The organism is Litorihabitans aurantiacus, assembly GCF_030161595.1.
In the GTDB taxonomy this organism is placed as follows: domain Bacteria; phylum Actinomycetota; class Actinomycetes; order Actinomycetales; family Beutenbergiaceae; genus Litorihabitans; species Litorihabitans aurantiacus.
Genome location: NZ_BSUM01000001.1, coordinates 3445692 through 3471040 on the forward strand (window position 1 = coordinate 3445692; position 25349 = coordinate 3471040).

Here is a 25349-nt window from a genome sequence, read left to right on the forward strand (position 1 = left end):
TCGCGATGCCTGCTCAGCCCTTGACGGCGCCCGCGGACAGGCCGTCGAGGAGCTGCTTGCGCAGCAGGAAGAAGACGAGGATGGTCGGGACGGAGGCGAGCACGGCCCCGGCCATCACGAGGTCGAAGGACCGATTCTCCGCGCTGAACAGCACGTTGAGGCCCAGCGGCAGCGTGAACTGGTTCGTGTCGGAGACGATGACCAGCGGCCACAGGAAGCTGTTGTAGGTCTGCAGGAAGCCCCACACCCCCAGCGCGCCGAGGGCGGGCGCAGCAGCGGCAGCACGATGCGCCAGAAGATGCCGAACTCCGTCGCGCCGTCGATGCGCGCGGCCTCGATGACCTCGTCGGGCACGCCCTGCACGATGAACTGCTGCATGAGGAAGATGCCGAACGCGGGCGCCACCCACGGCACCACGAGCGCGAACCAGGGCGTCGAGAGCCCCGACTTCACCACGAGGATGAACAGCGGCACGAGGATGACGGCGAACGGGATGGACAGCGAGCTGAACATCACGGTGAACAGCACCTGCCGCCCGCGGAAGCGGAACTTCGCGAACCCGTAGCCGGCCAGCGCGCACACGAAGACCGATACGACGGTCGCGAGGGTCGCGGTGCCGACGCTCATCGCGAACCAGTTCCAGAACGGCTGGGTCGAGAGGAGGGAGTCGTAGCTGGCGGTCGTGGCGGGGTCGGGGATCGGCGTCAGCGAGAAGATGTCACCGCGCTCCTTGAACGAACCGGACAGCGCCCAGCCGAGCGGGAACACGAAGACCGCGAGCAGCGCGATCAGCGTGGCGTAGAGCAGGCCGCGGCGGGCCCGGGCGGCGGGACGCGTGCGACCGGCGCGGGCGGGGCGACGGCGCGCGGGCGTTCCCGGGGCCACGGTCGCGGGGGCCGGTGCGGTGGACGTGGTGCTCATCAGGCCCTCCCGATGTCGAGGATGCGGTTGAGGACGCGGCTGACGGCGAAGACGACGACGAACAGGACGACACCGGCCGCGGCGGCGTACCCGAACTGCTGCCGCTCGAACGCGGCGCGGTAGACGAACATCGACACGCTCAGCGTCGCCTCGCCCGGACCGCCCCGCGTGAGCAGGTACGGCTCGTCGAAGAGCTGCGCGGCCGCGATGAAGGAGGTCACGAACACGAACGCGGTCACCGGGCGGATGGCCGGGAGCGTGACGGTCTGGAACCGGCGGAGGGGACCTGCGCCGTCGAGCTCGGCGGCCTCGTACAGCTCGGCGGGCACGTTCTGCAGCGCGGCGAGGAAGAAGATCGTGAGGTAGCCGACCCAGCGCCAGACGATCACGAAGCTCAGCGCGAGCCGCGCGAGGGTGGGATCAGCCAGCCAGTCCAGGGGCGGTGTCCCGAACAGCGCGAACAGCACCGAGTTCACGGCGCCGAAGTCGGTGTCGAGCATCATCCCGAACACCAGCGCGATCACGATGGGCGAGAGCACCATCGGGATGAAGAACGTGACGCGGAAGAGGTCGCGCAGTCGCAGCCCCTTGGTGTTGAGCGCCTGGGCGATGAGGAGCGCACCGGGCACGACGATCACCAGCGCGACGGCGACGTACAGCGCCGTGTTGGCGAACGCCGTCCGGAAGCTCGTGTCGGACGCGAGGTCGACGTAGTTGACGAGCCCCACGAACCGCGGGCTGCCGAGGCCGACCCACTCCGTCAGGCTCAGGTACAGCGCCGCGCCGATCGGCGCGATCATGAAGAACGCGTACAGGACGTAGAAGGGCGCGATGAACGCGTAGGGCGCGCGGCCCCCGGCGTTCGAGGCCCGACGGCGGGGCGCGGGCGTGCGGCCCGGCGAGACCGGGGCGGGGGGTGCGTGCTCGGTGGTGACGGTCATGTCAGGCTCCCGTTCCACGGGTCTGGCCACGGAAGTCCTCCGCGGCGAGGGAGAGGGCCTCGGCCGGGGCGCGCACGCCCCGGTAGGCCTCGATCAGGCGGCCGGAGAGCACGGTGTTGAGGATCGCGAGGTCGGCGGTCTGGTAGACGGGCGGGGCGTCGTCGACGATCTCGTGGAACACCTCGAAGACGTCCTGGCCGCCGAAGAACTCGTCCTGCAGCCCGTACATCTCGGGCAGGTCGTAGACGGAGCGCAGGGTCGGCATGTAGCCGAGCTCGCGGTAGCGCAGGACCTGCTGCTCGGGGCTGAGGTAGGCCGTCGTGACCAGGTCGGTGGCCGCCGTCGTGCCCGGCTTGGCGCGCAGCGCGGCGAAACCCGTGCCGCCGCCGACGGCGGTGCGCCCGCCCCCGCCGGAGAACCGGGGCAGCTCGGCCACGCGCCAGCGCCCGGACTGCTCGGGGACGTTGGGCTTGATGCCGTAGCTCGCGTACCAGGACGGCATGCAGATGCCGGCGATGCTGTCGGAGCTCAGGGCCGACTGCACCGATCCGCCGTAGTAGTCGCTGACGGTGGTGAACGCGCCGCTGGTCAGACCCTGCGTCATGAGGGTGAGCACCTCCTCCGCCTCGGGCGTGGTGATGCTGAGCTCGCCGTCGGGGGTGAAGAGCTGCCCGCCGCGCTGCAGGAGGAGGTAGTGGAAGCTGCTGATGACCTGGGGGAGGTCGCTGCTGAGGCTGAGGGCGCCGAAGGCCGTGCCGGTCCGCTCGCTGATCGGGGCGACGGCGGCCATGAACTCCTCCCACGTGCCCGCCTCCTGCGGGAGGGGCACGCCGTGCTGCTCGAAGAGGTCCTCGCGGTAGTAGTACACGGTCATCGGGGTGTCGGAGTCGAGCGCGTAGAGGGCTCCGTCCTTGGAGAACGGGGCGGTGCGGGCGGCCATCAGGTCGTCGCCCAGGTCGGCGACGGCGGGTGCCAGGTCGACGAGGAGCTCGGCCGCGATGTCGCCGCGCAGCAGGCGCGTGAACTGGCCGATCTCGAGGCCGGCGACGTCGGGCGTGCCGGTGCCGGCGATCGCCTGGGCCAGCAGCTTGGTCACGAGGTCGCTCGCGCCCGAGCGCGTGATCGACAGGCGGGGGTCGAACGGGGTGCGTTCCGCGACGAGGGGGAGGGCCTCGGTGAAGAAGTTGACGTAGCCCTCGTCGTGGGTCCAGAAGGAGAGCGTGACGGGGCCCGCCGTCGCCGTCGGGCGTGGCGATCCGCCGCACGCCGCGAGCAGCGATGCGAGTGCGGCACCACCCGCCGCGGTGGCGCCGAGCCGCAGCGCATCGCGGCGGCTCATGCTTGTGAACGTTCTCATCAGGGATGGCTCCTCGTCGTCGGTGACGCCGGATGGGGGCGGGGCGAGCGGTGGTGCTCGGTGCTGCTCGGTGCTGCTCGGGGGAGCGACGGCGGTTCGGCCGAGCTCAGGTGCGCGGCGGTGCCGTGCTCTCGCGCACCACCAGGCGGGTGGGCACGGACTGGTGCTTCGCGGGGTGACCGCCCTCCACGGCGTCCAGCAGGACCTCGACGGCGCGGGCGGTGATCGCGTCGAAGTCCTGCCGCACCGTGGTCAGCGGGGTGGAGAGGTAGGCGGCCTCGGGCACGTCGTCGAACCCGACGACGCTGACGTCGTCCGGGACTGACAGGCCCGCGCGCTCGAGCGCGTGGATCGCGCCGATCGCCATCTGGTCGTTGGCGACGAACAGCGCCGTCGGCGTCTCGCCGCGGTCGAGGAGGCGTCGGACCGCGTCGTGCCCGGAGGCGGGGTCCCAGCCGCCCGACTCGGGCGCGGGGGCGTGGCGGCCGGCGGCCTCCAGCGCGGCTCGCCACCCCTCGGCGCGGCGACCGGAGGCGTTCCAGTTGTCGGGGCCGGACACGTGGTGGACGGTCGTGTGACCGAGCGCGAGCAGGTGCTCGGTGGCCGAGCGTGCGCCGTCGGCCTCGCCGGCGGCCACGATCATCTCGGCGCTCCGGGCGCCCGACGGCGGGTCGTCGAACGTCACGACCGGCACGGTGGGCGGGATCCGGATGCTCGGGTGCCCGAGGTCGACCGACTCCGACAGGGCCAGGCCCTCGACTCCCTGCGACAGGAGGTCCTCGACGGCGGCGCGGAGCCCGGCGACCGTCTCGTCCGCGGGCCGCGCCACGCTCGTGTGGTAGCCGCGGGCACGCGCCGCCTCCTGAACGCCCTCGACGATCGCGCTGGGTCCGAAGCGGGCGCCGCCGGTCGTGACGAGGCCGATGCGGCGGGTGCGCCGGGTGACGAGGGCGCGCGCGGCGTGGTTGGGCCGGTAGCCGACCTCCTCGATCACGGCCTGGACGCGGCGGCGGACGTCGTCGGAGACGTTGGGCTCGGCGTTGACGACGCGCGAGACGGTCTTCTGGGACACGCCCGCGCGGCGGGCGATCTCGGTCATCCCGATGGTGCTCGTGCGACTCATCACGCTCCCTCGCGTCGTCCGGTCCGTGGTGACTACGTAGTCAACGGGATGATCGTGACACCGGTTGACTACGTAGTCAACCCCTCGCGTCGGATCGGGTCGTCGCTGGGATCCCGCGTCGGCCCGCGTCGTCCCGCGCCGTGCTTCGGGGTCCGGCGGAGCCGCGCTAGCGTGGTCCGACGTGCCCCGCATCCTCCTCGACACGCGGCCGCTGCGTGCCTCGCCCGCCTATCGGCGGATGTTCTGGGGGCTGGGCGTCAGTCAGATCGGCACGCAGGTCACCGTCGTCGCGGTGGGTCTCGAGGTCTACGGCCTGACGGGCTCGACCTTCTCGGTCGGCCTGCTCGGGATCGCCGCGCTCGTGCCGCTCGTGGTCCTCGGCCTGTACGGCGGCGCGCTCGCCGACGCCTACGACCGCCGCACCGTCTCGCTAGTCGCGGCCTCGGTGATGGTGGTCGCGACGGCGGGCCTCGTGCTGCAGGCCGCCCTCGGGCTGGCGAGCCCGGGGGTGCTCTACGCCCTGGTGGCGCTGCAGTCCGCGGGGTCCGCCGTGTACGTCCCGGCCCGGATGGCGATCATTCCGAGGCTCGTGGGGACCGACCTCCTCCCGGCCGCGAACGCGCTCGGCGCCCTGACGGGGTCGTTCGGCCTCATGGTCGGGCCGCTGCTCGGGGCGCTCCTCGTGGCGCAGGCGGGTTACGCCGTCACCTACGCGCTCGACCTGGCGCTGTTCCTGTGCGCGTTCTACGCGCTGCTGCGACTGCCGCACCTGCCGCCGGAGGAGCCTGTGGTCGGCGGCGTCGGTGCCGGTGCGGGCGCCGACCGCGGTGACGCGGCCGGTGCGGCGGCGTCGGGCAGCCTCGACGGCGACGCCGTGCTCGAGACCGATCCGACCGCTCCGGCCGGACCGGCCGACACCCCGGCCGCACCCGTCCCGCCGCCGCCCCCGCACGGCGGCGCGTCGGGCTCGCCTCCGTGGTCGAGGGACTGAGCTACCTGCGGACCCGTCGGAACGTGCGGATGACGTTCCTGCTCGACGTCGTCGCGATGGTGCTGGCCATGCCGCGGGTGCTGTTCCCCGCCGTCGGCGCGGTCATCCTCGGCGGTGGTGAGACGACGACGGGACTGCTCGCCGCGGCCATCGCCGTCGGCAGCGTGCTCGCGAGCACGTTCTCGGGCGGTCTCGGGCGCGTGCGGCGGCAGGGGGTGGCGATCGTCGTGGCCATCTGCGCGTTCGGCGCGTGCACCCTCGGCTTCGGGATCACGCTCCTGGTCGCCGGCCGCACCGAGCCCGACGGCGTGCTGGTGCCGCTGCTGATCGTCGGCGGGCTCTTCCTCGTCGGGTCCGGCGTCTCCGACGCGATCAGCTCGGTCTTCCGCCAGACGGTGCTGCAGTCCGCCACGCCCGACCACCTGCGCGGGCGTCTCCAGGGCGTCTTCATCGTGGTGGTGGCCGGGGGCCTCGGCTCGGGGACCTCGCGCTCGGGTCGGCGGCGACGTGGTGGGGCGAGGCGCTCGCGGCCGTGGGCGGCGGGGTGCTGTGCATCGCGGTCGTGCTCCTGCTGGTGGGCGCGAATCGCTCCTTCCTGCGCTACGACGCGCGCCACCCGGTCGCCTGACGGCGGTCCGGGCGTCCGACGGCCTCGCGGCGCCGGGTCGGTCTGGGCGAGGGTGTCCGCTGCGAGCGGCTGGTCGGGGCGAGGCGGCTGGAGCTCAGCCGGCTGACCCGTTTGACCTGCGCAGATGCAGGCGGAGCCGGGCTCGCGGCCGAGGTCAGCCGCTCGCAGCGGACGCCGGCGGCGCACGGGCACCCGACCCGCGGCGCACTGCTCCCGCGACGGTGCGCTCCTCGCTGGCGATGGCCCAGCCCTCGCTGGCAGCGGTGCATCCCTCGCTCACGGCGGCAGGGCCCTCGCTCACGACGGCGAAGCCCTCGCTCACGACGGCAGTGCGCGCTCCGGGCGGGCCCTCGCTCACAGCGGCTGGGCCTCGCTGAGAGCGGTTGGTGGCGCCTGTCGCGCCGAGCTTCCGAGGCGATGGGCCTCTGACCTGCGGTGATGCAGGAATGCGGCTGCCGGGGCCACCGCCAGCCGCTGTGAGCGAGACGCAGCCGCTGTGAGCGAGGGGCGTCCAACGGACGGACCGCCGTCGTGGGCGAGGGCGCTGCCGTCGCTGGCGAGGGCGGAGCCGTCGTCAGCGAGACCGAGTGCAGGTCAGCTCAGCCCGATGGCCCGCAGCAGCGCGGTCACCCCGGCGCCCAGCAGGATGCTGATCGCGAGCGGAGCGCGCAGCCACGCCGCCACCAGTGCGCACCCCACACCGAGCGGGCGGGCCCAGCCGGCGGGTGCACCGCCGTCGTACACGGCCGCGGTCAGGGTCACGCCGATCAGCAGGGCGACGACGGCGTGGTCGAGCGTCCGCTCCGCGGCCTGTGCCCGCGGTCCCTCGCCCACGCGGCCGCCGAGGGCGACGCCGCCGCGGCGCATCGCGTAGGTGCCGACGGCGAGCGCAGCCGCCGCGACGAGCACCGCGGTCACGACGCGGCCCCCGCACCGTCTGCGACCCCACCGCTCTCGGCGACGACGTTCCCGCAACCCTCTCGCGAGTGCCCAGAAGTCTCTCGCGGCCGTCCGGAACCCTCTCGCGAGTGCCCAGAAGTCTCTCGCGAGTGGACCTGACCGACGGAGTTGCCAGGGGCCGGTACGCCGGCCGGGGAGTCGGCGTCGGAGCCGCCGCCGGACGCGCCCCGTCGCCCCAGCAGCACCACCGCGACGGCGAGCAGTCCGAGCATCGGTGCCAGTCCCAGCGGCACGTGCGGCTGCGCCACCAGGGCGATCGCCCCGGCCAGGACGGCGACGGCGACCATGCTGCCGCCGCGGATCGCGGGGACGGCGACGGCGCCGAGCAGCGCGGGGAGCACCGCGTCGAGCCCCCACACCTCGGGGTTGCCGACGATCTGCCCGAGCGTCGCGCCGATCAGGGCGCCGACCGGCCAGCCGACGGCGACGCCCAGGCCCGCGGCCGTGAAGGTCGCGCGGCGCTGCGCCGTCGTGAGGCGGGGTGCGGACCCGGGACGCGTGGGGCCGGCGGCGGACAGGGCGACGGTCTCGTCGTTGACGATGTGCGCACCGGGCCAGCGCGCCCAGCCGCGCAGCAGCGGCGATGCCGCCATCCCGTAGACCACCGTGCGGAGGTTCAGCATGAGCGAGGCGCCGAGCGTCAGCCACGGGTTCGCGCCCGCACCGATCAGCCCGACGAAGAGGAGCTCGGCCGACCCCGCCATCACGAGGACGGCGAGCAGCAGGATCTGCCAGAGCGCGAAGCCGTTCGCTGTCGCGGTGACGCCGTAGGCGGTGCCCACGAGGGCGACGGCGAGCGTCATCAGGATCACGCTGCGCCGCTGCTCGCGGGGCAGATCCCTCAGGAGTGCGGTCATGCGGCGATCGTCCACCCGCCCCCAGCCGTTCGTCAAGGCGAACGTTCCGTCCGCTACGCTGAACGCATGGACGACGGCGACATCGGCACCCCGGCGACCGACGTGCGGGCCCTGGTCGCGGCCGGCCTGCGCGCGGCGCGGGCTCGCAGCGGGCTCAGCCTGTCGGAGGTCGCGCGCCGCGCGGGCGTCGCGAAGTCGACGCTCTCCGCGCTCGAGCAGGCCCAGGGCAACCCCGGCGTCGAGACGCTGTGGGCGCTGAGCGATGCGCTCGGTGTGCCGTTCTCGGCGCTCGTGGACCCGCCGCCGTCGCCCGTCCGGCTGCTGCGCGCGGGCGAGGGTCCGCGCGTCCCCGCGGGGAGGCCACCTACACCGCCACGCTCCTGGCCGCGTGCCCGCCGGGTGCGCGCCGCGACGTCTACCTCATCGAGGCCGACCCGGGCACGCCGCGCCGGAGCGCCGCGCACGCGACCGGCACCCGGGAGCACGTCGTCCTGTCCGCCGGCCGCGCGCTGGTCGGACCGACCGACGACCCCGTCGAGCTGGCCCCCGGCGACTACCTCACCTACCCGGGCGACGAGCCGCACGTCTTCGAGGCGCTGGTCACCGGTACGACGGCGGTGCTCCTGTCCGAGCGCGGTTGAGCCGACCCCATCCGATCCGGGGTCGGCTCCGAACAGGGGATCGGGGGTGCGCGGACGCGCCGGGACCAGCTCGCAGCGCCGCGAAAGCTCAGAAGGGTTCACCGATGCATCATTCTGGCTCTACCCACGAGGAACGCCGACGAGGCTTCCACCGCACCAGACTCGCGGGGCTCGTCGCCGCGCTCGCGCTCCTCGGGTCCACCGCCCTGGTGCTCGCCCCGGCCGCCTCCGCGGTCGAGCAGCCGTTCCAGGCGCAGAGCCCGGCCAACGGATCGACGGTCGACACGACGTCGCCCGTCTACTCGGGCCTCGGGACGACGGGGAACACCGTGACCGTCATCTACAGCGGTCAGAACCTCGCGAACTACACGGCGGGGACGGCCACCGTCGACGAGGCGGGGAACTGGACCACCGGCCCGACCGACTTCTCCTCGGCCAACCCCGGCGAGACCGAGAACCGCACGCGCGTCACGGAGCGCACGCCCGACGGCACCGTCGTCGGCGAGACGTTCGTGACGATCAACTTCACCACCGCGCCCGTGCCGGCGGCGGGTCAGTTCCGTCTCGACTCGCCCACCGAGGGTGAGGAGCGCAACGACCTCCTGAACATCGTCAACTTCCTCGGCGTCGGCGACCCGGGCAACACCATCGTGGTGCGGTACTTCAACGGCCGGGGCGGCCTGTCGGAGGCCGGCCGGGGCGAGGTGGACGGAGACGGCAACTTCAACGTCCTCACCACCTACCGCGACCTTCCCCCGGGCAGGACTTCGTCAACACGTTCACGGCGCAGTTCACGCCGGGCGGCGACTCCGTCGCCCGGGAGATCGGGCGCAACTTCACGTTCGCCGTCGCACCGGTCGAGCTCGACCCGTTCACCGTCACCTCGCCGCAGAACGGCGCACAGGTCGACACCCTCACGCCCGCGTTCACCGGGACGGGCGCGCCCGGCGACACGGTCAACCTCACCTACGGCGGGCAGCGCCTCGGCACCTACGTGGCGGGGACGACGACCGTCGACGAGGACGGCGACTGGGTGATCCCCACGACCGACTTCTCCGACGCGAACTTCGGCGAGACCGAGATCCGCGTGCTGGCCGAGGCGACGAGCCCGACGGGTGTCGTCCGCCCCGGTGGCACGTTCGTCACGATCGTGCTCCCGTCCGCTCCGGCGCCGATCTCCGAGTTCACCCTCGCCACGCCGCAGGAGGGTGACGTCATCGCCAATCCGCGCACCGGCGTGCCGTTCATCGGCACCGGCGTGCCCGGCAACACGATCGTCGTGGAGTTCTTCAACGGCCGCGGCGGCCTGTCGGTCGCCGGCGAGGCAGTGGTGGCGGAGGACGGCTCGTTCCAGGTGGACGCGTTCTTCACCGACCTCCCGGTCGACCAGCTCTTCGCCAACACCTTCACGCAGCAGGAGAACCCGGAGGGTGCGCGTCGCGGCCGAGATCGGCCGGAACATCTTCTTCGAGATCGCTCCCGTGGTCGCACCGCTCGCACCGCCCACCCTCGATGAGCCGGTCGTGGACGGGACCACGGTGACGTTCTCCGGCACCGGCGTCGTCGGCGCGACGGTGGAGGTCGACGCGGTCGACGCCGTGGCCCCGGACGACGACGGCGTGCAGCTCGCCGCCGACCAGACGCTCACCGCGACGGTGGGCGAGGACGGCACGTGGAACGTGTCCGGCACCTTCGTGCCCGGGACCTACACCGTGACGGCGACGCAGTTCACCGGTGACGGTGCCGACCGGTCGGCGCCCACCCAGGAGCGGACGTTCACGGTCGAGGCCGTGACGCCTCCGGGCGGCGAGCCGACCCCGACGCCCACCCCGACCCCGACCCCGACGCCGACCCCGACGCCGACCCCGACGCCGGACCCGACGCCCACGCCGACCCCGGCGCCGGCCCCGGGCAACCCGGGTGGTCCGGGGAACCCGGGCAACCCCGGCGCCTCGGGCGCCCTGGGCGGGCTGGCCTCCACCGGTGCGGACGCGGGAGCGGGCGCGCTCGCCCTGGCCGCGATGCTGATGGCGGGCGGTGCCGCGACGCTCGCCGTCCGACGCGCCCGGGCGGCAGCTCGAGGCTGATCAGTGACGACTCGGCCCCCGCACCCTCGACGGGTGCGGGGGCCGAGTCGTCCCAGCCGTGCGGTCAGCGCGTCCCGAGGCAGAGGCGCAGGCGGGTGAGTCCGTCCCGGATGCGGCTCTTGGCGGTGGGCAGGGCGATACCGAGGCGGTCGGCGACCTCGCGGTAGGTCAGGCCCTCCCAGTAGGCCAGCAGGAGCGACTCGCGCTGGTTGTCGGTGAGGCCCGCCATGCAGTGGGCGACGCGGTCGGCGTCGGCGCGGCGCAGGACCTCGTCGCTCACCTCGTCGGCCTCCCGCACGTAGCTGCGGACGGCGTCCTGCTCGTCCCGCGTGCGTGTCGCCTGCACGGAGCGCACCCGGTCCACCGCGCGGCGGTGGGCCATGGTGGCGAGCCAGGCCTTGGCGGATCCTCGCTCGGCGTCGAAGGCCACCGCGGTTCGCCAGGCCTCGAGCATGACGTCCTGCAGCGTCTCGGCCGCGAGGTCGGGGTCGCGCAGGATCCGCAGGCACGTGCCGTAGACCAGCGGTTCGGCGGCGTCGTAGACCTGCGCGAAGGCCGCCTGGTCCCCGTCCGCGCTCGCGCGGATCAGCGTCGCCAGCACGGGTCCGGTGTCCTGCGCAGCCGCCACGGTGGTCATGACCTCGAGTGTGCCCGAGGTTCAGCCCAATCTTCAGATTCCGTATCAGTCGACGTGAGTTTTCCCACCCGGCACGGAGGCTCGACGATGCGGTCGGACGGCGCGACGCGGGTCGACCTCAGCCCGCCTCGAGCACCGCCATCGCAGCGTTGTGACCACCGATCCCGCTGACGGCGCCGCCGCGCACCGCCCCCGAGCCGCACACGAGGATCCGCGGGTGGCGCGTCGCCACGCCCCAGCGCTCGGCAGGCGACAGCGCGCCGTCGTCAGCGCCGTCGCCGCCGTCCTCCCGCCAGGGCCACGACAGGTCCCCGTGGAAGATGTGCCCGCCGGGCATCCCGACCGACGCCTCGACGTCGCGCGTCGTGCGCACCTCCAGGCACGGCCGTCCGTGGGCGTCCCGCGCGAGGACGTCCGTGACCGGTTCGGCCAGCACCGCGTCCAGGGAGTCGAGCACCGCGCTCTCGAGCAGCGCGCGCAGCTCGTCGTTGCCGTGGGCGTCCACGAGCCGGTCGGGCACGTGCAGCCCGAACACGGTCATGGTCTGCGCCTCGCTCGCCGCCAGCTCGGGGCCGAGGATCGAGCGGTCGCTCAGCGTGTGGCAGTAGATCTCGCACGGCAGCGGTGAGGGGACCTCGCCGCCGAGCGCGCGGGCGAACGCCGCAGCGATCTGCGACCCGAGCTCGTTGACGTGGAACGTGCCGGAGAACGCCGCGACGGGATCCACCTCGGCGTCGCGCAGCCGCGGCAGCCGCGTCAGCAGCAGGTTCACCTTCACCTGCGCGCCCTCGGGCCGGGGGTTCACGACGGCGTCGGCGCGGTCGCCGTGCGCGCCGTCACCACCCGCCGCGAGCAGCTCCTCGAGCACCGCCGGTGCGACCCCGCTCAGCACCACGTCGCCGCGGATGCGTCGCTCGGAGCCGCCGACGGCGAACGTCACCTCACCCCCGGCGTCACCGCACTCACGCGCGCCGACGTCACGAGCTGCGCCCCGCCGTCGCGCGCCGCCGCCGCGAGCGCACCGGAGACGGCGCCCATCCCGCCCACGGGCACGTCCCAGTCCCCGGTGCCGCCGCCGATCACGTGGTAGAGGTAGCAGCGGTTCGCCGCGAGGTCGCTGTCGAGGTCCGCGAAGGTCCCGATGAGCGCGTCGGTCGCCACCACGCCGCGCACCAGGTCGGAGCGGAAGCGGCGCTCGATCGCCTCGCCGATCGGGCGTTCGACGACGTCGCGCCAGATCGCGCGCCCCGCGTCCCCGCCGGCGCGCGCGAGGTCCGCGGCGACGTCGTCGCGCGCCGGGAGCGGCTGCGTGAGGGTCGGTGCGATCGCCCGCGCGAGGAGTCCGACGGCGTCGTACCACTCCGTCCAGGCCGCGACGTCGTCGCCCGCCCCGACGCGGTCGAACGCGGCGCGCCGCGCGTCGTCGTCCGCCTCGCCGTCCACGAGCAGCCCCCGCGAGGGGTCGCCCGGGTCCGGCGTGTAGGAGGAGTAGCGGCGCCGCACGAGGGTGAGGTCGAGACCGAGGTCCCGGGCCACCTGGCGGGGCAGCAGGCTCACCAGGTAGGAGTAGCGCGAGAGCCGGGCGTCGACGCCGTCGAACGGCCGCTGCGAGACCGCGGCGCCGCCGACGTGGTCGGCGGCTTCCAGCAGCACCACGCTGCGGCCCGCGCGGGCGAGGTAGGCGGCGGCGGTGAGGGCGTTGTGACCGCCGCCGACGATCACGACGTCGGCACCGTCCGGGAGGGCGGCGATCCCGGGTCCGTGCGCCTCAGTCACGTCGGTGCGGGCTGCCGCGCAGGTGGTCGGTGACGATGAAGGTCACGGGGATGAGCAGGAACGCGAGCCACGCCGGGTCGACGTCCGCGCTGCGCAGGATGAAGAACAGGGCGACGGCGACGAACGGCGCGAGCGTCCGGATGAGGCCGAGCGTGCGCTTGGACATGCCGCGCCCGCCCTCGCCCGGGGGCCGCCCGACGGCGTAGGGCCGCGCCGGGTCGTCGAACGCGGGCTCCGGCGGCGTGCCGTAGGCCGACGGCCCGGCGTACGGCGTCGACGACGGGATCGCGGTCGGATCGGCCGGCGGGGCGTCGCTGATCTCGTCGCGGTCGCGCGGACCGTCGGGCTCGGGCTGCGTCGTCATGCGCCCACCCTGCCGCACCCGGGCCCGCGGGCGGTAGCCCGCCGCCGGGTCGGTGGGAGGCGTGCGGATCAGCGGCCGGCGGCCAGCACGAACCGCGCGGCGTCGACGGCCGCGGCGGGTGTGAGCCGACGCGTCGAGCGGACGGCCGTCTGGCCACCGCCGTCGCCGCCGGATCCGCCGACGAGGTCACCGTCGCTGACGACCTCCACGCCCCACGACCGGGGACGGTCGGCGGCGCGACCGCGGCCGGCGTCGATCACGAGGACGAGGCGACGGCCGTCGTCGAGGAAGGCGATCGGCAGGGGGTGGCGCAGGGCGGCGACCCCGCCGGGCAGGGTGCCGGCGAGGACGTGGGCGACGGCGTCGCCCACCGCGTGCGCGGCGGCCTCGGTCTCGGTCAGGCCGGGCTGCGACGTGGTGGTGTGGTCGGACAGGTGAAGCGTGGACACGAATACTCCTGGAAGCTCGAACGTGGCCCGTTCGTCCGAGGAGGCGTGCAGCTGCCGGGAGCGGCGCGCCACGCGCGTCCGGCTCCGCCGTGGCCGGCTGCGGGGGTTCTCACCGCGTCAGAGCCGCCTGGCGAACAGGTGGGGGATCGGATGATCCCCGTGGTGGTCGGGGTCCGCGCGTGAGTTCGCGGCCACCCGGTGGCCCGTCGACGTCTCCGTCGCGGACTCCTCCACCGTACGTCACAACCGGGGGCGGGGCGAGAACATTCCCGTGCGGTCGTAGGGTCGGGCGGTGACGACCGAAGCGCCCGCGAGTACCGAGAGCACCAGCTGGGCCCGCCTGTGCGCTCTCCTCGACCCCGATCCCGAGGTCGCGCACGAGGTCACCGCTGCGCTCGCGGCCGGCGCCCCGCCCTGGGCGGCGCTGATCGACGCGCTCGACGACGCCGGCGCCCTGGCCTGCCTCGACCGCGCCGACACCGGCGACCTCCTGGTCGACGCGCTGGGTGCGCTCCCGCGGGTCGCACGGGCGCGTCTCGCCGACACCGGCCGCCCGCCCGCGCCGGACCTGCGCGCCGTCGTCGACCTCGACGACCTGGACGAGGCGATCGCCGCCGCGCGCGGGGCGATCGCCGCCGTCGGGCTCGACCTGGTGGCGCTGGACGAGGGCGACGGCGACGACGAGTGCCTCCCCTCGTGGCGGTGCGCCGCGAGGACGCGGCAGAGGTGGCCGCGCTGACCGCCGCGCTCGGACACCCGCTGCTGCCGCTGGGCTGAGCCCCGAGCTCGACGGCCGGCGGGGTCAGCCGCGTCCGGTCGGTGCGTCAGCCGCGATCGACGGGTGCGTCAGCGGGCACGGACGCCGGAGAGGCCGCCTCGGCGGGCCCGCCGTCGGCATCGGTACCGCGCCAGCGCGCCACCGCGCGCATGAGGTGGTAGACGCCGAGCGCCGCGGCGGTCCCGATCGCGATGCCCTCGAAGGTGAGGTCGCCCGCGTGCCACGTGAAGTTCGCGATGCCGGCGATGAGGGCGATCCCCGCCGTCGTGAGGTTGACCGGGTCGGAGAAGTTGACGCGGTGCTGGATCCAGATGCGGGCGCCGAGCACGCCGATCATCCCGTACAGCACGGTCCCGGCGCCGCCGATCACGCCCGCGGGGATGGTGGCGATGAGGGCGCCGAACTTCGGCGAGAGGGAGAGCAGGAACGCCGTCGCAGCCGCGACGTAGTAGGCGGCGGTGGAGTAGACGCGCGTGGCGGCCATGACGCCGATGTTCTCGGCGTACGTGGTGGTCCCCGAGCCGCCGCCGGCGCCGGCGAGCGTCGTGGCGAGGCCGTCGGCGAACAGCGCCCGGCCGGTGACCGGGTCGAGGTCGTCCCCGGTCATGGCCGCCACCGACTTCACGTGGCCCACGTTCTCGGCGATCAGCACCAGCACGACGGGCAGGAACAGGCCGAGCACCCCGAGGCTGAAGGCCGGGGTGGTGAACTGCGGCAGCCCCACCCAGGCGGCGTCGGCGACGGCGTCGAAGCTCACCTCGCCGCGCAGCGTCGCCACGGCGTATCCGACTCCGACGCCCACGAGGATCGCGAGGCGCCCGAGGATCCCGCGGAACAGGACGGTGACGAGGACGATCGCGAGGATCGTCACGACGGCGGTGACCGGCGCCGCGCGCACACCGTTCGTGCAGGACTCGACGATCTCGCCGCCCACCACCTCCGACGTGCACGTGCCCCACGCCGCCGGCGCGAGGTTGAAGCCGATGAGCGCCACGATCGTGCCCGTCACCACGGGCGGCATCACGGCGTCGATCCACCGGTACCCGACCGCGTTCACCACGAGGCCGACGACGGCGAGCGCCACGCCCGCGACCACCACGCCTCCCAGCGCGGTCGCCATCCCGCCGGACGCGCTCGCCGCGGCGATCGGCGCGATGAAGGCGAACGACGAGCCGAGGTAGCTGGGCACGCGCCCGCGCGTGATCAGCAGGAACAGGACGGTGCCGACGCCCGAGAAGAACAGCGTCGTGGCGGGCGGCAGCCCGGTGATGATCGGCACGAGGAAGGTCGCGCCGAACATCGCCACGACGTGCTGCATGCCGATCCCGATGGTGCGCGGCCACGTGAGGCGCTCACCCGGGGCGACGACGCCGCCGGGGGTGACGCTGCGGCCGTCGCCGTGGAGCGTCCAGCGCCAGGGGGAGCGGGGCGAGGGCTCCGCGATCGAGCGGGGCGGGGTGGGGCGGGAGGCGGGCACGGGCCGTCCAGGGTCTCGAGCGGTGAGGTCGCTCCAGGGTGCCGCACCCCCGGCGGCGGTCCAGCGGGTCCCGCCCACCGGTCGCGCCCACCGGCCCGCGCCGGCCGGCCGTCGTCGCGGACAACAAGCGGCAACCGTTCGCCGGTGGACCTCGGGCGGCGGCAGTGTCGAGCGCGACAACGTCGAGGACGACGAAGATTCGAGGGAGAACACATGTCACGCAGCCCCCGTCCGGCCTTCCGGACCACGGTGGCGCTCGCCGTCGCGGCACCGCTGGTGCTCACGCTGGCGGTCGGTGCCGGAGCCGGCACGTCGCCACCGCCGCAGGACGAGCTCCCGGGCGCCCCGGCGCAGCCCGAGCTGTCGAGCCGGGTGAAGGCGATCATCGACGTCGACGGCCTGCAGTTCCGCGACCTCGACGGCAGCGGTGACCTCTCGCCGTACGAGGACTGGCGCCTGCCGGCGTCCGAGCGCGCGAGCGACCTGGTGGAGCGCATGGACCTCGCCGAGAAGGCCGGGCTCATGCTGATCGACACGCTCAACGCCACGTGCACCGACGGCGTGCGCGGCACGCTGCCGGAGAGCGCGGACAACTTCGTGAACGAGCAGCACATGAAGCGCTTCGTGTTCCGCAACGTCGTCACGGGCCCGGAGGCCGCGGTGTGCGGCGACCCCGGGGCCGGTTTCCAGGCGACGACGTCGGTCACGCCCGGCGAGGCGGCGACCTTCACCAACTCCGTCCAGGAGCTGAGCGAGGCCACCCGCTGGGGCATCCCCGCGCTGATGAAGTCCAACGCGCGCAACCACATCGACCCCGATGCACGGGCGGGCATCAACGAGTCCGCCGGCGCCTTCACCGCCTTCCCCAAGGAGGCGGGCATCGCCGCCGCCGCGCTCGGGCGCGAGGCGGCGGGCACGGGGAGGACCCCACGACCGGTGACATGACGGCCGTGTCGGACTTCGCCTCGGTCATGGGTGAGGAGTGGGCCTCGATGGGTCTGCGCGGCATGTACGGCTACATGGCCGACCTCTCGACCGAGCCGCGCTGGTACCGCACGCACGAGACGTTCACCGAGGACGCCGCGCACGCCGCCTCGATCATGGAGACGCTCGTGTCGACGCTGCAGGGACCCGTCCCCGCCGACGGCAGCACGAACGGTCTCGCGCTCTCGCCGGAGACGGACGTCGCCCTCACGCTCAAGCACTTCCCCGGCGGCGGCCCGCAGGAGCTGGGGCTCGACCCGCACTACGCGTTCGGCAAGGCCCAGGTCTACCCGGGCGGGTTCTTCGAGCAGCACATGCTGCCGTTCGAGGCCGCGATCGACGCCGGGGTGTCGGCGATCATGCCGTACTACGGCGTCCCGGTGGACGTGCCCGTCGTCGGCGGGGAGGGGAACTACCCCCTGACCGGGTTCGCGTTCTCGGACTCCATCGTCAACGGCCTGCTGCGCGACCAGCTCGGCTTCACCGGCTACGTCAACTCCGACACCGGCATCATCAACGACCGCGCGTGGGGCCTCGAGGGCGCGACCGTGCCCGAGCGCGTGGCCGCGGCCGTCAACGGCGGCACCGACACCCTGTCGGGCTTCAACGACGCCGGCACCATCACCGACCTCGTCGACGCCGGGCTCGTGACGCCCGAGCGCATCGACCTGGCGGCGCAGCGCCTGCTCGAGCCGATGTTCCTCATGGGGCTGTTCGAGAACCCGTACGTCGACCCCGCCGTGGCGGACGCGACCATCGGCTCGGACGAGCACCGCGAGGTCGGCCTCGAGCTGCAGCGCGAGTCGCTCGTGCTGCTGGAGAACGAGGAGACGCCCGACGGCCCCGTGCTGCCGATCGCCGACGGCTCCGACGTCTACATCCTCGGCGACTTCAACGCCGAGACGGTGGCCGCCCGCGGCTACGGCGTCACGAACGGCAACGTCGACGAGGGCCAGGAGCGCCCGAGCGCGGCCGACAGCGACTACGTGCTGATCTCCATGTCGGCGAGCGCGCGGGGCGGCGACTACGTCAGCGACAGCCCCGAGCTGGGCCTCAACCCCGAGTTCGGACCCAACCCGAGTGCGATCGAGGGCATCCCGAACCTCGACGGCGAGAGCCTGTGGGGCGAGGCCGACGCGTGCGTGCACAACGCCGCGGGCGGCGACGTCCCGGCGTGCACCGACAGCGGCCTCCGGTTCGGCGGCGCGTACCCGTGGGAGGCGAGCACGCTCGACTTCACCGGGATGCAGGCGGCGCAGTCGTGGGAGGTCGTGCCCTCCCTCGACACGATCCAGCAGGTCATGGCCGAGGCCGAGGACCCCAGCAAGGTGATCCTGCACGTGTACTTCCGCCAGCCCTACGTGCTGGACGAGGCGAGCGGGCTGCGCGACGCCGGTGCGATCCTCGCCGGTTTCGGCATGAGCGACACCGCGCTCCTCGACGTGCTCTCCGGCGAGGCGGCCCCGACCGGCCGCATGCCGTTCGCGCTCGCCGGGACGCCCGAGGCGATCCTCGAGCAGCAGAGCGACACCCCGGGCTACGACGAGACGACCGACGGGGCGCTCTACCCGTTCGGGTACGGGCTCACGTACGCCGACGCCGAGCCGGAGCCGGAGCCGGAGCCGACGCCCGACCCGACCACGGACCCGACCGACCCTGAACCGACGTCGACGGACCCGACCGACCCGGCCCCGACGTCGAGCGACCCGACCGACCCCGCCCCGACGTCGAGCGACCCGACCGACCCCGCCCCGACGTCCACCGACCCCGGCACGCCGGGCGAGGAGTCGTCCACAGGCGACGCCGCACCGGGCGACCGCGGTCCGCTCGCCAGCACGGGGGCGTCCGTCACCGCGGCGGTGATCGCGGCGCTCGCGGCGGTGGGCGTCGGGACGGCGCTCGTGCTGCGACGCCGTCGGGCCCTGACTCAGGAGTGACGGCGGCAGGCTCGTCGAGCTGACGAGCGGCCGACGGCGGGGCGGGTGGAGGTGACTCCACCCGCCCCGCCGTCGTGGGCCACCTCGCCTTCGAACGAGGCCGTGCCCTCGGCCACGACGGGAGGCGCTGCGACCATCAGCTGTAGCCAGGAGGTGCGCGGCACGGCTCACGCGCGGGATTCCGTCGCGAGGGTCCTCGCACCAGGGTGCTTGCACGAACCTGACGCGCGACGGATCGGCCCATCCCTCTCCAGATGATTCGTGCCCTTCGTTCGTGTCCTTCCTTCGTCACCTACCCGCCGCCCGGGCACCAGAAGCGGTTGCCGGAGATGGTGAGGGTACGAACGACGGGCACGAACTATCGCGGCGAGGCAAGGGTGCGGGGCGCGACCCCGGCGGCCGGCGGGGCTGGCGGCCGGCGGAGGGGCCCCGCCGGCCCACCGCCCTCAGGCCGGGTGCAGCTCCGTGTCGCGTCCCTCGAGGCGCTCGCGCGTGGACCACAGCCCCGCCGAGGGGGTGGAGATGTAGAAGACGCGCTCGCCGTCGGGCATCGTGTTCCAGCCGTCCTGCATGACGGCCGGGTCGTAGCGCCGCAGCGCCTCGGCCACGTCCATGTAGCCGTACCCGACCGACTCGATCTCGTCCCGGGAGAGGTGGCCCGGGGCGTAGGTGATGCGGAAGCGGCCCTCGCTCGAGCCGTGCACGAGGTGCGCGGTCCCGTGCGGGATCTCCTGCATGTCCACCTGCGTCGCGTACAGCGCGAGCACCTCGCGCTGCGAGAGGTAGCCGTAGCGGCGGATCAAGGCGTCGACCTCGGGCTGCTCGCCGAACCGCTCCACGCCGGGCGCGATCACGAGCAGCTCGCCGCCGTCGGCGATCGCCATCCGCGTGCGGTAGACCGCCTTGTTCGCCACCCAGGTGGCGCGGAACTCGTCCGCCTGCATCACCGCGACGATCTTCGGCGCACCCTCGTCGAACAGCGTGATGTTCTGCGCGCGCGAGGCGCGGGCGGCGTCGTAGTAGGTCTCGACGTCGTCCCCGACGAACACACCGGTGTGCGCGAGGTTTCCTCGTCGTCGTAGTCCATGACGACCTGGAGGTACACGTCCGGCAGGTCACCCAGGAAGTGCTCCTCGGCGTAGTTGAAGCACGAGCGCACGGGGGTGAGCAGATTGCCCAGGTTGTTCTCGATCCCGTAGACGGCCGAGGCCATGTGCGCGGCCCCGAGCAGCCGCTTGCCGCCGAGGCCGATGAAGTAGTTCTTGTTGTGGTTGGCGAAGCCGAGCACCTCGTGCGGCACCACGTGCCCGACGTTGATGATGAGGTCCCACTCCTGCGTCACCAGCATCGTGTTGAGGTCGATCGGCATCTCCCAGTCGACCGCCCCGCCGGTGCGCTCGCGCACCACCTCGGCCGGGACCGTGCCGACGTTCGTGACGCCGTTCTTCCAGTCGTGCGCGTGGATGCGCTCGTGCGGGATCGACCCGAACATCCACGTGTTGTCCTCGGGCGTGTGCGGCACGTGCTGGCCGAGCGTCGGGATCACGTGCACCTCCGCCCCCTGCGCCGTCAGCGCGTGGAACAGGTGCTCGGTCATCCATCCCGTGCCGGAGTGGGCGCGCGTGAGGTCCGGCGGGAGCAGCAGCACGCGGCGGTAGGCCGCGATGCCCAACCGCTCCTGCGCCTCCTGGAGCAGCCGGTCGCACATCGCCTCGATCTCGGGGCGCGAGAGGAACCGCGCCTCCTTGCTGAACCATGTCATGGCCGCGACGCTAACCCGCGCCCCCGGCCGCGGGCCGCCGACGGGCGCGGATCGGTGCCCGTGGCGGCAAGCGCTGGCAACCGGGCGGTCCCGGCGCGGCCGACCGGTCACGATGGGCCGATGAACGACCACCTGGTGCGGTCCCTCGACGTCGACGCCGACCGCCTGCTGCCCGTCCAGCCCGAGGTGCGCACCGTGGCGCGCGAGCTGTACGCCGCCACGAAGGACCTCCCGATCATCTCGCCGCACAGCCACGTGCCCCCGCAGTGGCTCGTGGCGGACGAGCCGTTCACCGACCCCACCTCGCTGCTGCTCAGCCCCGACCACTACGTGCTGCGGATGCTGCACGCCGGCGGCGCCGAGCTCGGCGACCTGGGCCGCGGTCCCGACGGACCCGTCCAGCTCGACGAGGCCGGGGCGCGCCGCGCCTGGCGGATCCTCTGCGAGAACTACCACCTGTTCCGCGGGACCCCCGTGAAGTACTGGTTCGACACCACCTTCGCCGAGGTCTTCGGGATCACCCAGGCCCCGAGCGCCGCGACGGCGGACGCGATCTACGACGAGATCGCCTCGGCCCTGACCCGCCCCGAGTTCCGCCCCCGCGCCCTGTTCGACCGCTTCGGCATCTCCGTGCTGGCCACGACCGACGACCCGCTGGACGACCTCGCGCCGCACCGCGCGCTCGCGGCGGACCCCACGTTCACCGGTCGCGTGCTGCCGACGTTCCGCCCCGACCGCTTCCTCGAGCTCGCCCGCCCCGACTGGTCCGACCTCGTCGGGCAGCTGGCGCGCGTCTCCGACGTCGACACCGGCGACTACGCCGGCTACCTCGCCGCCATCGAGGAACGCCGCCGCTACTTCAAGGAGCACGGCGCCGTCTCCTCCGACCACTCGCACGCCGACGCCGGCACGCAGCCCCTGGAGCACGCCGACGCCGAGCGCATCTACGCCGCCGCGCTCCGCGGCGAGGTCACGCGCGAGGAGGCCGACGCGTTCCGCCGCCACATGATGAGCGAGACGGCGCGGATGGCCACGCAGGACGGCCTCGTCATGACGCTGCACCCCGCCGTCCGGCGCAACCACGACCCCGACAACCTGGCGCGCTTCGGCGCCGACGCGGGCTCCGACATCCCGATGGGCGTCGAGTTCACGCACGCGCTGCAGCCGCTGCTGGGCCGGTACGGCAACCACCCCGACCTCACGCTCGTCGTCTTCACGATCGACGAGACGGTCTACTCCCGCGAGCTCGCCCCCATGGCCGGCTTCTACCGCTCGATGCACGTGGGCGTGCCGTGGTGGTTCATCGACGCGCCCGAGGCGATCCGCCGCTTCCGCGGCGCCGTGACCGAGACGGCCGGCTTCTACCGGACCTCGGGGTTCATCGACGACACCCGCGCCTTCCTGTCCATCCCCACGCGCCACGACATGTCCCGCCGCCTCGACGCGGGCTACCTCGCCGAGCTGGTGGCCACCCACCGCCTCAGCCTCGACGAGGCGCTCGAGACCGCGCACGACCTCGTGACCACGATCCCGACGAAGGTGTTCAAGCTGTGAGCGCTCCGACCCCGCAGGCCGAGCAGGCCGAGCAAGCCCGGCAGACCGAGGCGGCCGGAGGGACCGAGCCGCCCCGCCTCGCCCGCACGCCCGACGCCGCGGCCGCCCCGGTCCGCATCGTGCACCTCGGCCTCGGCAACTTCTTCCGGGCCCACCAGGCCTGGTACACGATGCGCGCCGGCGACGGCTGGGGCATCGCCGCCTTCACCGGGCGCCGTCCCGACGTCGCGCGCACCCTGGCCCCGCAGGACGGCCTGTACACGCTGGTCGAGCGCGGTCCCGACGGCGACGACGTCGGCGTGGTCACCTCGCTCAGCGCGGTCCACGCCGCCGGCGACCAGGCGGCCTGGCTCGGCTACCTGCGCGACCCCGCCGTCGCCGTCGTGACCTCGACCGTGACCGAGGCCGGCTACCTGCGCGGCCACGACGGCGGGCTCGACGCCGCGCACCCGGACGTCGCGGCCGATGTCGCCACGCTGCGGCGCGACCCCGTCGCGCCCGTGACGACCGTGCCGGCCAAGATCGTGGCCGGGCTGCTCGCGCGGCAGGGCGCCGACGCCGGGCCGATCACGGTCCTGCCGTGCGACAACCTGCCGGGCAACGGCGCCGTCGTCGGCCGCGTGGTGCGCGACCTGGCCGCGCTGGTCGACCCCGACCTGCTGCCCTGGATCGCCGAGAACGTCGACTTCGCGAGCTCGATGGTCGACCGCATCACGCCCGACGTCGCACCCGGCACCGCCGAGATCGTCGAGCGCGAGCTCGGCGTCGTCGACGCCTCGCCCGTGGTCACCGAGCCGTTCTCGCAGTGGGTGGTCGCGGGCTCGTTCCCGGCCGGACGGCCGCGCTGGGAGGACGCCGGCGTCGAGCTGGTGGACGACGTCGAGCCCTACGAGCGCCGCAAGCTGCTCCTGCTCAACGGCGCCCACTCGCTCATGGCCTACGCCGGCCCGATCCTCGGGCACGAGACGGTCGACGCCGCCTTCGCGGACGAGCGCGTGCGCGCGTGGGTCGAGCAGCTGTGGGACGACGCCGAGACCGACCTCGACGAGCGCGTGCGCGCGAGGACGCCCGCCTACCGGCAGGCGCTGCGCGAGCGGTTCGGCAACGTCCGGATGAGCGACGTGCTGGGCCGCATCGCCGCCGACGGGTCGCAGAAGCTCCCGGTCCGGCACGTGCCGGTGCTGCTCGCGCGGCGGAGCGCTGGTGAGGTGTCCGCGGGCGCCGTCGTCGGCGTCGCGGCCTGGATCGCGCACCTGCGCGGCGCCGGGGTGCCGGTCCGCGACGTCGCCGCCGACCTCTGGCGCGAGCGGGCGGCGGGCGAGGACGAGGGTGCGGTGGCCCGTATCCTGGCGTCGCTGGCCCCCGAGCTGGCGGAGGATGCGGGGCTGCCCGAGGTGCACCGCGCCGTCCTGGCGCAGTTGCGCGCGTTCGAGCAACCGGAGGTCTGAGCATGGGCGTGGTCATCGGGATCGACGTCGGGACCACGACCACGAAAGTGCTGGCGCTCGACCCCGAGGACGCCGACCACCGCTGGCGCGCCGTCGCGCTGCGCGAGTACCGGCTGGTCGAGCCGGCGCCGCGACACCAGGTGCAGGACCCGCGCACCGTGCTGGGCGCGGTGGACGACGCGCTCGCGGAGGTCGTGGCGGCCTGCACCGCCGCGGGGCGGACCGTCGACGTGCTCGGCGTGGGCACGGCGATGCACGGGCTCGTGGCGCTCGACGCCGAGCTGCGGCCGATCACGGACATCGTCACGTGGGCCGACACCCGGGCGCACGCCCAGGCCGCGCGCCTGCGCGCCGACGGTCGCGGCCTCGAGCTGCACCACCGCTCCGGCACCCCCGTGCACCCCATGAGCCCGCTGGTGAAGCTCGCGTGGTTCACGCAGGAGGACGCCGACACCGCCGCCGCGGCGCACCGCTGGATCGGGTTGAAGGACCTGGTGCTGCTGCACCTGACGGGACGGCTCGTGACCGAGCTGTCCACGGCGTCGTGCTCCGGTCTCCTGGACCTGTCCACGCGCACCTGGGCGCCCGAGCACCTCGACATCGCCGGCGTGCGTGCCGAGCAGCTCCCGCCCGTGCTCCCGACGACGGCGCTGCTCGAGCTCTCGCCCGCCGCGGCCGCGCGCTCGGGCCTGCCTGCCGGGACCCCGGTCAACACGGGCGCCACCGACGGGCCGCTCGGCAATCTCGGCACCGGCGCGATCGCGCCCGGCATCGCCGGCCTCTCGATGGGCACGAGCGGCGCGGTGCGCACGGTGGTGCGCGAGCCCGTGCTGGACGACCACGGCCGACTGTTCTGCTACGCGCTGACCGACGACGCCTGGGTCGTGGGCGCGCCCATGAGCAACGGCGGCGTCGTCGCCCGCTGGGCCGGCGAGGTCTACGCCTCGCAGGTGCCCGCCGGGCCGGAGCGCGACGCGCACGTGATGGCGATGGCCGCGCGCGTGCCGGCCGGCAGCGACGGCCTCGTGATGCTGCCCTACCTGCTGGGCGAGCGCGCGCCGCTGTGGGACCCGGAGCTCACGGGCTCCTTCCTCGGGGTGCGCCACGAGCACGGGCCCGACCACTTCGTCCGCGCGGCGATCGAGGGCGTGGCCGTGTCGATGGGCGGCCTGATCGAGGTGCTCGGTGGTGTCACACCGGTGGAGCAGGTGCGCTGCACCGGTGGCGTGTTCCAGGCGGAGGTCTGGCGCCGGGTGATGGCCGCCGCGATCGATCGCCCGCTCGTACCCACCGACGACGCCGAGGGCTCGGCGCTGGGCGGGGCCGCGCTGGCGCTGTACGCGCTCGGGCGCGCGGACTCGCTCGCGGGTGCGCTGGAGCTCCTGAGTCCGGCCGACGGCGTGGCCGACCCGATCGAGGTCGACGCGGCCGACCGCGAGGTCTACCGCGGGATGCGCCGTCGGACGGCCGCGATGCTCGAGGCGTACGACGGCGTGCGCGCCTACCTCGCCGGGGACTGAGCGGCGCGTCCCGGCGGCACTGTCACCACCGGGTCGCTCGCGCAGGGAGGCGCGGCCCGGGGGCACACCGGCGTGTCGAGGCCGACACGCCGCGGTCGGGCGCGGGACCGCGGTGCTCGGCCTCCCTGGGCGAGGCGATGCGACGACGAACGACGGC

The 25349-nt window shown here is 74.0% G+C and carries 25 protein-coding genes and 2 pseudogenes; 13 read left to right on the forward strand and 14 right to left on the reverse strand.

From position 1 onward, the window contains the following. Nucleotides 1–114 precede the first annotated feature (114 nt). The 4 genes from QQK22_RS16385 to QQK22_RS16400 all read right to left on the reverse strand — a co-directional run bounded on the left by QQK22_RS16385 (nt 115) and on the right by QQK22_RS16400 (nt 4342). Complete coding sequence (locus QQK22_RS16385) at nt 115–921, reverse strand: carbohydrate ABC transporter permease (RefSeq protein ID WP_284252135.1); 807 nt, start codon at nt 919–921, stop codon at nt 115–117. Beyond that, on the reverse strand, nt 921–1862 hold the full coding sequence (locus tag QQK22_RS16390; RefSeq protein ID WP_284252137.1) for a carbohydrate ABC transporter permease: 942 nt from the start codon (nt 1860–1862) through the stop codon (nt 921–923). The genes QQK22_RS16385 and QQK22_RS16390 overlap by 1 nt, the downstream gene beginning before the upstream one ends. Nucleotide 1863: 1 nt before the next feature. Further along, entirely contained in the window at nt 1864–3201 is a 1338-nt protein-coding gene (locus QQK22_RS16395) for an ABC transporter substrate-binding protein (RefSeq protein WP_284252140.1), read from the reverse strand. Nucleotides 3202–3325: 124 nt separating this feature from the next. Beyond that, a complete protein-coding gene (locus tag QQK22_RS16400; protein ID WP_284252142.1) occupies nt 3326–4342 on the reverse strand; it encodes a LacI family DNA-binding transcriptional regulator in 1017 nt (338 codons plus the stop codon). A gap of 181 nt (nt 4343–4523) precedes the next feature. Between QQK22_RS16400 and QQK22_RS16405 the strand changes: the two genes are divergently transcribed. Both QQK22_RS16405 and QQK22_RS16410 read left to right on the forward strand, forming a co-directional pair. Beyond that, entirely contained in the window at nt 4524–5333 is an 810-nt protein-coding gene (locus QQK22_RS16405) for an MFS transporter (protein ID WP_284252144.1), read from the forward strand. Then, nucleotides 5318–6067, forward strand: a complete 750-nt coding sequence (locus QQK22_RS16410) for a hypothetical protein (RefSeq protein ID WP_284252145.1) — start codon at nt 5318–5320, stop codon at nt 6065–6067. Before QQK22_RS16405 ends, QQK22_RS16410 begins: the two co-directional genes overlap by 16 nt. Nucleotides 6068–6115: 48 nt before the next feature. On the opposite strand, the gene QQK22_RS16415 is transcribed toward QQK22_RS16410, so the two are convergent. The 3 genes from QQK22_RS16415 to QQK22_RS16425 form a co-directional block, all read right to left on the reverse strand. Beyond that, nucleotides 6116–6283, reverse strand: coding sequence for a hypothetical protein (locus QQK22_RS16415; protein WP_284252146.1), 168 nt, complete (start codon nt 6281–6283; stop codon nt 6116–6118). A 272-nt stretch (nt 6284–6555) separates the two neighbouring features. Continuing rightward, nucleotides 6556–6879 (reverse strand): AzlD domain-containing protein, encoded by a 324-nt coding sequence (locus QQK22_RS16420; protein WP_284252148.1) that lies wholly within the window; start codon nt 6877–6879, stop codon nt 6556–6558. Next, complete coding sequence (locus tag QQK22_RS16425; RefSeq protein WP_284252150.1) at nt 6876–7778, reverse strand: AzlC family ABC transporter permease; 903 nt, start codon at nt 7776–7778, stop codon at nt 6876–6878. Before QQK22_RS16425 ends, QQK22_RS16420 begins: the two co-directional genes overlap by 4 nt. Nucleotides 7779–7844: 66 nt before the next feature. Here QQK22_RS16425 and QQK22_RS18990 point away from each other — a divergent pair. From QQK22_RS18990 to QQK22_RS16445, 5 genes and pseudogenes are all read left to right on the forward strand, one after another. Next, nucleotides 7845–8003: pseudogene (locus QQK22_RS18990) on the forward strand (helix-turn-helix domain-containing protein); the annotation flags it as partial. Between the two features lie 23 nt (nt 8004–8026). Further along, nucleotides 8027–8419, forward strand: a complete 393-nt coding sequence (locus tag QQK22_RS16430; RefSeq protein ID WP_348525616.1) for a cupin domain-containing protein — start codon at nt 8027–8029, stop codon at nt 8417–8419. Nucleotides 8420–8523: 104 nt separating this feature from the next. Next, nucleotides 8524–9456, forward strand: coding sequence for a hypothetical protein (locus QQK22_RS16435; protein WP_284252152.1), 933 nt, complete (start codon nt 8524–8526; stop codon nt 9454–9456). Beyond that, a complete protein-coding gene (locus tag QQK22_RS16440) occupies nt 9453–9935 on the forward strand; it encodes a hypothetical protein (RefSeq protein WP_284252153.1) in 483 nt (160 codons plus the stop codon). Before QQK22_RS16435 ends, QQK22_RS16440 begins: the two co-directional genes overlap by 4 nt. Next, nucleotides 9850–10506, forward strand: coding sequence for an ML domain-containing protein (locus QQK22_RS16445; protein WP_284252154.1), 657 nt, complete (start codon nt 9850–9852; stop codon nt 10504–10506). The genes QQK22_RS16440 and QQK22_RS16445 overlap by 86 nt, the downstream gene beginning before the upstream one ends. Before the next feature lie 64 nt (nt 10507–10570). Here QQK22_RS16445 and sigK read toward each other — a convergent pair whose 3' ends face one another. From sigK to QQK22_RS16465, 4 genes and pseudogenes are all read right to left on the reverse strand, one after another. Beyond that, entirely contained in the window at nt 10571–11143 is a 573-nt protein-coding gene (gene sigK, locus QQK22_RS16450) for an ECF RNA polymerase sigma factor SigK (RefSeq protein WP_284252155.1), read from the reverse strand. Nucleotides 11144–11261: 118 nt separating this feature from the next. Beyond that, nucleotides 11262–12919: pseudogene (locus QQK22_RS16455) on the reverse strand (phytoene desaturase family protein). After that, nucleotides 12912–13283: a hypothetical protein gene (locus QQK22_RS16460; RefSeq protein WP_284252156.1), complete on the reverse strand. Its 372-nt coding sequence runs from the start codon at nt 13281–13283 to the stop codon at nt 12912–12914. Before QQK22_RS16460 ends, QQK22_RS16455 begins: the two are co-directional and overlap by 8 nt. Nucleotides 13284–13351: 68 nt before the next feature. Continuing rightward, nucleotides 13352–13732: a hypothetical protein gene (locus tag QQK22_RS16465; protein ID WP_284252157.1), complete on the reverse strand. Its 381-nt coding sequence runs from the start codon at nt 13730–13732 to the stop codon at nt 13352–13354. A gap of 292 nt (nt 13733–14024) precedes the next feature. Here QQK22_RS16465 and QQK22_RS16470 point away from each other — a divergent pair, with 292 nt between their 5' ends. Next, on the forward strand, nt 14025–14471 hold the full coding sequence (locus tag QQK22_RS16470) for a DUF6630 family protein (protein WP_284252158.1): 447 nt from the start codon (nt 14025–14027) through the stop codon (nt 14469–14471). Nucleotides 14472–14556: 85 nt separating this feature from the next. Here the strand turns inward: QQK22_RS16470 and QQK22_RS16475 are convergent, their stop codons facing one another. Beyond that, a complete protein-coding gene (locus QQK22_RS16475; protein ID WP_284252809.1) occupies nt 14557–15954 on the reverse strand; it encodes a uracil-xanthine permease family protein in 1398 nt (465 codons plus the stop codon). A gap of 246 nt (nt 15955–16200) precedes the next feature. Between QQK22_RS16475 and QQK22_RS16480 the strand changes: the two genes are divergently transcribed. Further along, entirely contained in the window at nt 16201–16932 is a 732-nt protein-coding gene (locus QQK22_RS16480; RefSeq protein WP_284252159.1) for a hypothetical protein, read from the forward strand. Beyond that, on the forward strand, nt 16929–18908 hold the full coding sequence (locus tag QQK22_RS16485; protein ID WP_284252161.1) for a glycoside hydrolase family 3 protein: 1980 nt from the start codon (nt 16929–16931) through the stop codon (nt 18906–18908). The genes QQK22_RS16480 and QQK22_RS16485 overlap by 4 nt, the downstream gene beginning before the upstream one ends. 446 nt (nt 18909–19354) lie before the next feature. Here QQK22_RS16485 and QQK22_RS16490 read toward each other — a convergent pair whose 3' ends face one another. Together QQK22_RS16490 and QQK22_RS16495 are read right to left on the reverse strand one after the other, a co-directional pair. Next, nucleotides 19355–19957, reverse strand: coding sequence for a hypothetical protein (locus QQK22_RS16490; protein WP_284252163.1), 603 nt, complete (start codon nt 19955–19957; stop codon nt 19355–19357). Continuing rightward, nucleotides 19852–20670 (reverse strand): lactate racemase domain-containing protein, encoded by an 819-nt coding sequence (locus tag QQK22_RS16495; RefSeq protein ID WP_284252165.1) that lies wholly within the window; start codon nt 20668–20670, stop codon nt 19852–19854. The genes QQK22_RS16490 and QQK22_RS16495 overlap by 106 nt, the downstream gene beginning before the upstream one ends. A gap of 120 nt (nt 20671–20790) precedes the next feature. Between QQK22_RS16495 and uxaC the strand changes: the two genes are divergently transcribed. The 3 genes from uxaC to QQK22_RS16510 are packed head-to-tail and all read left to right on the forward strand — an operon-like array spanning nt 20791 to nt 25192. Next, a complete protein-coding gene (gene uxaC / locus QQK22_RS16500; RefSeq protein WP_284252167.1) occupies nt 20791–22224 on the forward strand; it encodes a glucuronate isomerase in 1434 nt (477 codons plus the stop codon). Then, entirely contained in the window at nt 22221–23672 is a 1452-nt protein-coding gene (locus tag QQK22_RS16505; protein ID WP_284252169.1) for a mannitol dehydrogenase family protein, read from the forward strand. Before uxaC ends, QQK22_RS16505 begins: the two co-directional genes overlap by 4 nt. Nucleotides 23673–23674: 2 nt before the next feature. Beyond that, a complete protein-coding gene (locus QQK22_RS16510; RefSeq protein ID WP_284252171.1) occupies nt 23675–25192 on the forward strand; it encodes a gluconokinase in 1518 nt (505 codons plus the stop codon). Nucleotides 25193–25349: the final 157 nt, after the last annotated feature.

Bases quoted from the DNA above. Each gene is read 5' to 3' on its own strand.
- QQK22_RS16385 (WP_284252135.1), bottom strand. From the start codon at position 921: ATGAGCACCACGTCCACCGCACCGGCCCCCGCGACCGTGGCCCCGGGA.
- QQK22_RS16390 (WP_284252137.1), bottom strand. From the start codon at position 1,862: ATGACCGTCACCACCGAGCACGCACCCCCCGCCCCGGTCTCGCCGGGC.
- QQK22_RS16395 (WP_284252140.1), bottom strand. From the start codon at position 3,201: ATGAGCCGCCGCGATGCGCTGCGGCTCGGCGCCACCGCGGCGGGTGGT.
- QQK22_RS16400 (WP_284252142.1), bottom strand. From the start codon at position 4,342: ATGAGTCGCACGAGCACCATCGGGATGACCGAGATCGCCCGCCGCGCG.
- QQK22_RS16425 (WP_284252150.1), bottom strand. From the start codon at position 7,778: ATGACCGCACTCCTGAGGGATCTGCCCCGCGAGCAGCGGCGCAGCGTG.
- QQK22_RS16435 (WP_284252152.1), top strand. From the start codon at position 8,524: ATGCATCATTCTGGCTCTACCCACGAGGAACGCCGACGAGGCTTCCAC.
- sigK (WP_284252155.1), bottom strand. From the start codon at position 11,143: ATGACCACCGTGGCGGCTGCGCAGGACACCGGACCCGTGCTGGCGACG.
- QQK22_RS16460 (WP_284252156.1), bottom strand. From the start codon at position 13,283: ATGACGACGCAGCCCGAGCCCGACGGTCCGCGCGACCGCGACGAGATC.
- QQK22_RS16480 (WP_284252159.1), top strand. From the start codon at position 16,201: ATGTCACGCAGCCCCCGTCCGGCCTTCCGGACCACGGTGGCGCTCGCC.
- QQK22_RS16485 (WP_284252161.1), top strand. From the start codon at position 16,929: ATGACGGCCGTGTCGGACTTCGCCTCGGTCATGGGTGAGGAGTGGGCC.
- QQK22_RS16495 (WP_284252165.1), bottom strand. From the start codon at position 20,670: ATGACATGGTTCAGCAAGGAGGCGCGGTTCCTCTCGCGCCCCGAGATC.
- uxaC (WP_284252167.1), top strand. From the start codon at position 20,791: ATGAACGACCACCTGGTGCGGTCCCTCGACGTCGACGCCGACCGCCTG.
- QQK22_RS16510 (WP_284252171.1), top strand. From the start codon at position 23,675: ATGGGCGTGGTCATCGGGATCGACGTCGGGACCACGACCACGAAAGTG.